The sequence below is a fragment of the Protofrankia sp. CiP1_Cm_nod1 genome (assembly GCF_920888515.1).
Lineage (GTDB): Bacteria > Actinomycetota > Actinomycetes > Frankiales > Frankiaceae > Protofrankia.
Map to the genome: position 1 here is coordinate 1 of NZ_CAKKTM010000112.1, position 7465 is coordinate 7465.

General features: G+C 69.9%; 6 protein-coding genes, 1 other RNA gene and 2 pseudogenes. 5 read left to right on the top strand and 4 right to left on the bottom strand.

The genetic code is table 11. The features are described from left to right. Positions 1-197, top strand: a pseudogene (locus NBX02_RS05485) (FUSC family protein); the annotation flags it as partial. Positions 198-244: 47 nt separating this feature from the next. On the opposite strand, the gene NBX02_RS05490 reads toward NBX02_RS05485, so the two are convergent. From NBX02_RS05490 to NBX02_RS05500, 3 genes are all read right to left on the bottom strand, one after another. Further along, positions 245-1072: an AAA family ATPase gene (locus NBX02_RS05490; RefSeq protein WP_250286608.1), complete on the bottom strand. Its 828-nt coding sequence runs from the start codon at positions 1070-1072 to the stop codon at positions 245-247. A gap of 51 nt (positions 1073-1123) precedes the next feature. Further along, the gene (locus NBX02_RS05495) at positions 1124-2323 is read right to left on the bottom strand and encodes a PQQ-dependent sugar dehydrogenase (RefSeq protein WP_250286610.1); all 1200 of its coding nucleotides are present in this window, start codon (positions 2321-2323) and stop codon (positions 1124-1126) included. 128 nt (positions 2324-2451) lie between these two features. Next, positions 2452-2634 carry a hypothetical protein gene (locus tag NBX02_RS05500; RefSeq protein WP_250286612.1) on the bottom strand — a complete coding sequence of 61 codons (183 nt, stop codon included), beginning with the start codon at positions 2632-2634 and terminating at the stop codon, positions 2452-2454. A gap of 794 nt (positions 2635-3428) precedes the next feature. Between NBX02_RS05500 and ftsE the strand changes: the two genes are divergently transcribed. The 4 genes from ftsE to ssrA all read left to right on the top strand — a co-directional run bounded on the left by ftsE (position 3429) and on the right by ssrA (position 6484). After that, positions 3429-4118, top strand: coding sequence for a cell division ATP-binding protein FtsE (gene ftsE / locus NBX02_RS05505; protein ID WP_250290277.1), 690 nt, complete (start codon positions 3429-3431; stop codon positions 4116-4118). 244 nt (positions 4119-4362) lie between these two features. Beyond that, positions 4363-5235, top strand: coding sequence for a permease-like cell division protein FtsX (gene ftsX, locus NBX02_RS05510; RefSeq protein WP_250290281.1), 873 nt, complete (start codon positions 4363-4365; stop codon positions 5233-5235). 141 nt (positions 5236-5376) lie between these two features. Then, positions 5377-5856, top strand: coding sequence for an SsrA-binding protein SmpB (gene smpB, locus NBX02_RS05515; RefSeq protein ID WP_250286617.1), 480 nt, complete (start codon positions 5377-5379; stop codon positions 5854-5856). Positions 5857-6106: 250 nt separating this feature from the next. Next, positions 6107-6484: a transfer-messenger RNA gene (gene ssrA / locus NBX02_RS05520) on the top strand. Positions 6485-7211: 727 nt separating this feature from the next. Here ssrA and NBX02_RS05525 read toward each other — a convergent pair. Then, positions 7212-7465 (bottom strand): annotated as a pseudogene (locus tag NBX02_RS05525) (PepSY domain-containing protein); the annotation flags it as partial.

Here is a 7465-nt window from a genome sequence, read left to right on the forward strand (position 1 = left end):
ACGCGCACCGCAGCGCCATGCGGGCCGTCCGGCTGGCCGCGCGGGCGCTGTCACCGGAACAGACGCTGCCCGCCGTGGTGATCGTGGGCCAGGTCCGTTCGGCCGCGGTGGACCTGCTGCTCGGCATGGGCCTCGACTTCGACGAGGTCATGCACGCCACGGACGAGGCACTCGGATTCGCCCCCGACAGCTCGTGATCACGCCCCGCGCCGGGCCCGCCGGGCGCCGTCGGGCGTTCCGCCGTTCAGCCGAAACGGATCGCGTTCAGGGTGCGTGCGTCGCGGCGGTCGAGAACCCGGGCCGACGACCAGCCCTCGCGGTACAGCGCCGCCGGGCCCGCGGCCCGCAGCCGGGCCCACGACCGTTCGTGGCGCCGGAACGCGCGGGAACGTACCGTCCGGCCCCGGGCCCGTTGTCCCGCGAGCGCGTCCGCCGACGGTGCGTCGATCAGGATGAGATGGGCGGGCCGGTGGCGTGCTCGGGCGAGCCCGGTGATGGCCCGGCGCGCCCATCGCCGCGTCCCGCACTCGTGGACGACGAGGCTCTCACCGTGCCGGGCCGTCATCCACGCGATCCGGGCGTAGTGCGCGATGTGTACCGCGGGCCGGTACAGCCGGTACGGCAGGCGCGGCCCGAGGCGGGCCCGTAACGCGGTCCGGATGTCGGCGGAGTCCAGGATCAGCGGCCTGGCGCCCCGCGTCCGTGCCCTCGGGTCCGAGCCTGGCTCCGGGCTCGGCTTCGGGCCCGGGTCCGTGATGTCGCCGAACACGTGCCGGATGAGTGTGCTCTTGCCGGCCCCGGGGATGCCGGCCACGATCAGCACTGTGCCGGCGGGGTAGCGCAGCGTCCAGCCCGCGCCGGACGGATCGCCGGACGGATCGCCGGCATGCGGGGGCCCGGGCCTGCCGAGAGCACAGACGTCGCGTCCGGTCGTGTCGCGACCGGTCGCGCTGTGGCCCGTCCTCCGGGCGTCCGTGGGGCCCGGGCCGGATGCGCTGGCGCGCAGCGTCACGCGGCGGTTGGGCAGCCTCAGCCCGTATCCGCCTGGAGATCTCGACAGCCGGGACGTCATCAGACTGTCCGCCGGGGCCGGCTCATGGTGGCCGGGACCGGTTCGCGGCGGTCAGAACGAGGTGAGACGCAGAATTCTGTCATCGCCGTCACGTGGTGAGCCACGTCCATCCGTGTTGCTGGTCGTAATCCACAGGGATCCGTCGGGAGCGGCCACGACAGTGCGCAGGCGCCCGAATGCGCCGTCCAGAAGAGCGTGCGGTGTTCCAGCACCCTTTCCGTCAAGAGGGACGGCCCAGAGCCGCTCGCCGCGGAGCGCGGCCACATACAGGGTGCTACCGATGATCGCGGCCCCGCTCGGGGAGGCCTCGGCGGGTTTCCAGGTGACGAAGGGACTGGTGAAGCGGCCGCCGTCGGTGTCACCCCTGCCCTCGACAAGGGGCCATCCGTAGTTGTGTCCGGGCTGGATCAGGTTGACCTCGTCGTAGGTGTTCTGGCCGAACTCGGTGGCCCACAGCCGACCGGCGGAGTCCCAGGCCAGGCCCTGGACGTTGCGATGGCCGAGGCTGTACACGAGCGAATCCGGGCCGGGGTTGCCGGCCGGTACCGAACCGTCGGGACGCATCCGCAGAATCTTGCCGTTCAGGCTGGACGCGTCCTGGGCCCTGCTCTTTTCCGAGGCGTCACCCGTACTGGCGTAGAGCATGCCGTCGGGGCCGAAGGCGATACGTCCACCGTTGTGGATGGTGGCCTTCGCGATCCCGGTGAGAATCGGTTCGACGGCCGCCCGCGGTGTGTCACCCGACGGCAGCGGGAATCTCACGATCCGGTTGTCGGTGGCGGTGGTGTAGTAGGCGTACACGAGATGGTCGGTGGCATAGCCGGGGGAGACCGCCAGACCGAGCAGACCGCCTTCACCGGAGCCGGCCGCTACGTCAGGAATGCGCATGACCTCGGTGGGTGTGCCGCCGTTCGCCGGCACGCGCAGGATGCGGCCACTGCCACGTTCGGCCACCAGCGCGGAACGGTCGGGAAGGAACGCCAGGCCCCAGGGCACCCGCAGCCCGCTGGCAACCGTCTCCGGCCGCTGTGAGCCGTCCTGGTGCGAACCACCCTGACCGGAGCCGGTGGACGTGCCCGCGGGATCGTCCGCCTGGGAGGTACCGGTCGAGCCGCAGCCGGCAAGGACGATCCCGGCCAGGCCGATGAGAGCTACCGCCGCGCGGGCGCGCAGGGCCGCACGGGCGGGACCGTGACCGCCCGCCGCCCGGCCGGCGCGACCGCGTGGCCGCGGCATGCTGACAGACGGCATCCGCTCTCCTCACGGTCGATGTCCTGACGGCCGGCGACGGTGCGTCGCGTCCGGTCGGGCTACCCGTCCAACGTCGCGCCCACGCCGCACGTGCCCTGGAAGCGACCGGGAGGGCTGTCCGCCCTGGCTCAGCCGTGATGGGCGGCCAGCAGGGCGAGCATCAGGAGCACCGCGACAACGGCGATCAGCAGCTGCGGAGTGATCGTGAAGGACGAGTGGTGCATCGAGTCACGAGCCGACCGGCAGGACGGGCACCGGGCCTCGGCCACTGGCCCGGCGCATCGGGCGCATACCAGGTCCTCGCAGCACATGCCGTCGACCTCCCTTGCGTCCGGTTGCCCTGTGTCCGGCTGGCGCGCGATGGTGACGAACAGCCGGCCGCCGCGTGCACGGCCTGTCCGCCCCGCACAATGTCTGGCGGCCAAGGAAAGTTCCACTATCTGACGAGCGATCGGCCCTGTCCACCTGCCCGCTCACCGGACGCTCGTCCGCACCGGCGATGACAGAGCGGACGGTGACCAGACCACGGTCGAACCGTGACCGGTCCGCGGTCGGCCCGAGGCTGGAGCACAACCGAGCCATGACCGGAACGTGACCAAAATGTGACCGGAATGTGACCGGAGCGCGACTGAATTGTGACTGATCCATGTCAACGTCGTGTCGTGTCGTGTCGTGTCGTGGTCGTGGTCGTGGTCGTGGTCGTGGCCGTGTCATGTCATGTCATGTCGTGCCGTGTCCGTTTCCTGTCGGAGTGTGCCCGGGTCGCGGCTGGCGGGCCCGCGGGCAACGTGCCGGCGCGTGATCGGCAGTGCGCGCCGTGCATCCGTCGGCGTGCACCGCGCACCAACATGTCGACATCCGGACATGTGCGTCGGGTAACTAAAAGAGATCTTGTTTTAGCATCTGATGATGACGCAGTGTGTCAACATTGATGCTCTATGGTTAAAGGATATACGATCATGGCTTTGAGCGAAGGGGCGGGAGCGAGGGCGGAGCCGTCGCGCCCGGGGATCGTTTCGCCGGCGGTCGGGGCATCCGCCCGTCCGGAGCCGGGGGCGGGCACGACCGCGTGCCCGGAGATCCGCGAAAGCCGGGAGTGCCCGCGATGATACGTATGACATCGGTGACCAAGAGCTACCATAGCGGCACGCGGCCCGCCCTGGACGACATCAGCCTCGAGATCACCGCAGGGGAGTTCGTCTTCCTGGTCGGCCCGTCCGGCTCGGGCAAGTCCACCTTGCTGCGGCTGCTGCTGCGGGAGGAGCGGCCCACCTCCGGCGTGGTCGAGTTCGCCGGCCGGGACGTGGCGAGCATCCCCGACCGTCGGGTACCGCTGCTGCGCCGTCAGGTCGGCTGTGTCTTCCAGGACTTCCGGCTGCTCGCGGACCGGACCGCCGCGGGCAACGTCGCCTTCGCCATGGACGTCACCGGCCGTCCGCGGCACGTGGTCCGCACGGTCGTGCCCGAGGTGCTCGGTCTGGTCGGGCTCGCTGGCAAGGAGAACCGCTACCCCGACGAGCTTTCCGGCGGCGAGCAGCAGCGGGTCGCGGTGGCCCGGGCCCTGGTCGCGCGTCCCCAGGTGCTGCTCGCCGACGAGCCCACCGGCAACCTCGACCCGGCCACCGGAGCTGGGATCATGAACCTGCTGGGAGCGATCAACCGGGTGGGGACGACCGTCGTCATGGCCACCCACAACGCCGCCCTGGTGGACACCATGCGCCGACGGGTCGTCGAGCTCGAGCACGGGACGCTCGTGCGTGACCAGGCATCCGGCGGCTACGAGCCGGCCCCCTGACGCCGTGACCACAAAGCCCGGCAAGCCCGGTAAGCCTGATAAACCCAACAAACCAGGCCTATCCGATGAACCGGATGAGCCGGGCAGACCGGATGGGAAGAGCGGGCCGGGCGGGAAGAGCGGGGCCGACGGCTCGGGCAGGCCCGACGGGAAGAGCGGGCCGGACGGCTCGGGCGGGCTCGGCGGGCTCGGGAGGCTCCGGCTTCCCAGGCCGCCGGGCAGCGGCAGCGAGGACATGGCCGGGATGCGCGCCGGGGCGTTGCTCGCGATCGGCCTCACCAGCCTGCGGCGCAACCTGGCGACCTCCGTCGCGGTGATCGTCACCGTGGCCATCTGCCTGACCCTGCTCGGCGCCGGGCTGCTGCTGCGGGCCCAGGCCCACACCGTCGACGGTTTCCTCCTGGACCGCATCCAGGCCGTCATCGACCTCGACGACAACATCTCCGGCGCCGAACGCGACGCCCTCGCGGCCGACCTGCGTGCCGACCCCCTGGTGCAGGCCGTCCGCTACGAGGACAAGGCGCAGGCGTTCGAGCGCTTCAGGCGCGACTTCCGCAACTCACCCGACATCGTCAGCGGGGTGAACGCGGCCGACCTGCCCGCTTCGTTCCGTCTCACGCTCGCCGACCCGCGCCGGGCCGGCGAGATCATCACCGGTTACGCCGGACGGGACGGGGTCGACCGGGTCCGTGACCAGCGTGCCCTGCTCGCCCCGCTCTACCGGATCCTGGACGCCTGCACCATCGGCGCGTTCGCGCTCGCCGCGGTCCAGGCGCTGGCCGCGTTCGCGCTGATCTACACGATGATCCGGGTCTCCGCGCACGGCCGGCGCCGGGAAACCGCGATCATGCGTCTGGTGGGGGCGACGAACGGGACGATCCGGGCCCCGTTCGTGCTGGAGAGCGCCGTCGCCGGGATGGTCGGTGGCCTGTTCGCCGCGGCCGCGCTGATCGCGGGCAAGATCTACCTCGTCGATCACCGGTTCGCCCGCCAGACGGCGTTCCCGCTTTTCGGCTGGGACGCGGTGTGGGCCGCCGTGGCCGGCGTCCTGCTGGTCGGCACCGGGGCGTCCGCGGCGATGGCTTCTGTCGCGCTACGCCGCCACCTGCGTGTTTAGGCAGCGGGCTGGAAGGCTGGCCGACCCTCAGGGGGTCGCCGGACGGCCGGCGGCGGCGTGATCGCTGTGCTTCCGCGTGGCTGGTCGGCGGCGGCGTAACCTCGGTGGAACCTGGTAGGGAAAGAATGAGGTACCCCGAACGTGGCCAAGGAGACCGGCCGGAAGCTGGTTGCGCAGAACCGGCGTGCCCGGCACGACTACACCATCCTCGACACCATCGAGGCCGGGATCGTGTTGCAGGGCACCGAGGTGAAGTCGCTGCGCGCGGGCCGGGCATCCCTGGTGGACGCCTTCGCGCAGATCAGCGACGGGGAGGCGTGGCTGCACGGCGCGCACATCCCCGAGTACACCGAGGGCACGTGGACGAACCATGCCCCGCGGCGGCGTCGCAAGCTGCTGCTGCACCGCGACGAGATCGCCAAGCTGGTCGGCAAGACCAGGGAGGGCGGCCTCACCCTCGTCCCGCTGTCCCTGTACTTCAAGGACGGCCGGGCGAAGGTGGAGATCGCCCTGGCCCGGGGGCGCAAGACCTACGACAAGCGCCAGGTGCTCGCCGAGCGGGACGCGTCACGCGAGGTCTCCCGGGCCATGGGACGACGGGCCAAGGGCCGCGACGACTGAGGTCCCCTGAGTTCGCCGGCCGGCCTTTCAAGATCTCTGATGGATCACCCGGTGCCGCCCGAACCAGCCGGTGCGCCGACGGGAACACGTCCGGCACGTTCGACGTTGGCTGTTTGGCGTCGGGCCAGGGCGCGTCACGTTGACCAGGGCGTGTCATGGTGCGGCGACTCGGGTAGGATGAACATGAAAGCAGCGTTGACCGACATGTTGATCAACGTGTCGGCTAGCGTGATATGAACCAACATGACACGGGGGTGACCGGTTTCGACTTCGGACGTCGGGATAGGGGAAGCGGGCCGAGGATGAGCGGTTATCTCGTAAACGATCCGCTCGAAGAAACAACTGCCAACAAGTCGCAGTCTGCTACACCCCGCACTTTCGCCCTCGCGGCCTGAGCGGGATCAAGTAGCCGTCAGCCTGAGAGTGCCTCCGGCTCAGGACCTGGCGTCGCCAGGAGGATCACCTTCTGATCCGGTCACGGGATCGGCAAGGAACACCTCACAGTGACTGAGCCCACACCGGCTTGCCTGCGTGACCGGTGGGGCTGAGAAACAACAAGCAGGCTGCGCCCGGAGAAGTCCTGTTGCGGGGCCGGAGGACGCGGGTTCGATTCCCGCCACCTCCACCACGATGAGTTATAACGTCCTGACCTGGTCAAATAGGTGTACTCTATGAGTTCCGCTGCTGGGTTGACGGGAAGATGCCCAGGTCAGAGGCTGATCGACTGGTTCGATTCCTCCGACACAACGGCCGCTGCCGACTACAGCATGTAGCCGGCAGCGACGCGGTCCTAGAGCGCCGGTCAGGTAACCCCATACGTATCCCCCCTGAGCGGCGGCACGCTTCGATGGACGTCGGCCACCGAAGAAGATCAGCGTAATTTTGTCGTTGTGTACGTTTTTGCAGCCAAAAAGCGTACACAACGACAAACTATCCATGGATCATGGCCTGTACGGATGGTCATGGATGGGATCCGCGCTACTTGACCGGCGCTCTAGCCACTGTCGTGCTGTTTCGGCTCGGTAGGGACGGCTGGACCACCCGGGCTGCTACTCGCCGGAATGCCAGTCGAGGACGTCTCAGGTGCGAACTGTCCATCGCGGTGCAGCCGGTGAGAAACGCCGCAACCGCAGGGTGTTGCCGAGCACGGTGAGGCTGGGGCAGGCCATGGCTCGGGGGACGGCCGGCCCGCCCTCCTCCATAGGCGCGACGGTGCCCGCGACGACCGGCTCGCCGTCCCACAGCTCCGGTCGTGCCTACCCCGGGAAGGGCCTGGAACGACTGGGCGACGAGCTGACCGCCGCGGTGTGCGGCACCGTGCCGCTACGGCCAGCTCGTCGCGAGCGCCGCTCCGGTCAGGCGGCCGAGGTCTCGTGCTGCCCTCGTGACCGGCTACGTGCCAGGCATACCAGGATGTCGATCAGGATGAAGGCACCCAGGGACACGCCGAGGACGGGCAGTGCCCAGCCGATCGCCGCGGTCACGAGGGCGGTGACCACCAGGGCCGGTTTCCAGATGTGCCGCCAGGCGCCGCGTACGGGCGGGGGGCCGACGATCCGGGTGCGGTCGGCGCGGGTGGGGCGGCGCTGCCACCACATGCGGTAGCCTT

Coding starts and splice junctions, on each gene's coding strand:
- NBX02_RS05490 (WP_250286608.1), bottom strand. CDS start 1,072: ATGACGTCCCGGCTGTCGAGATCTCCAGGCGGATACGGGCTGAGGCTG.
- NBX02_RS05500 (WP_250286612.1), bottom strand. CDS start 2,634: ATGTGCTGCGAGGACCTGGTATGCGCCCGATGCGCCGGGCCAGTGGCC.
- ftsX (WP_250290281.1), top strand. CDS start 4,363: ATGCGCGCCGGGGCGTTGCTCGCGATCGGCCTCACCAGCCTGCGGCGC.
- ftsE (WP_250290277.1), top strand. CDS start 3,429: ATGATACGTATGACATCGGTGACCAAGAGCTACCATAGCGGCACGCGG.
- NBX02_RS05495 (WP_250286610.1), bottom strand. CDS start 2,323: ATGCCGTCTGTCAGCATGCCGCGGCCACGCGGTCGCGCCGGCCGGGCG.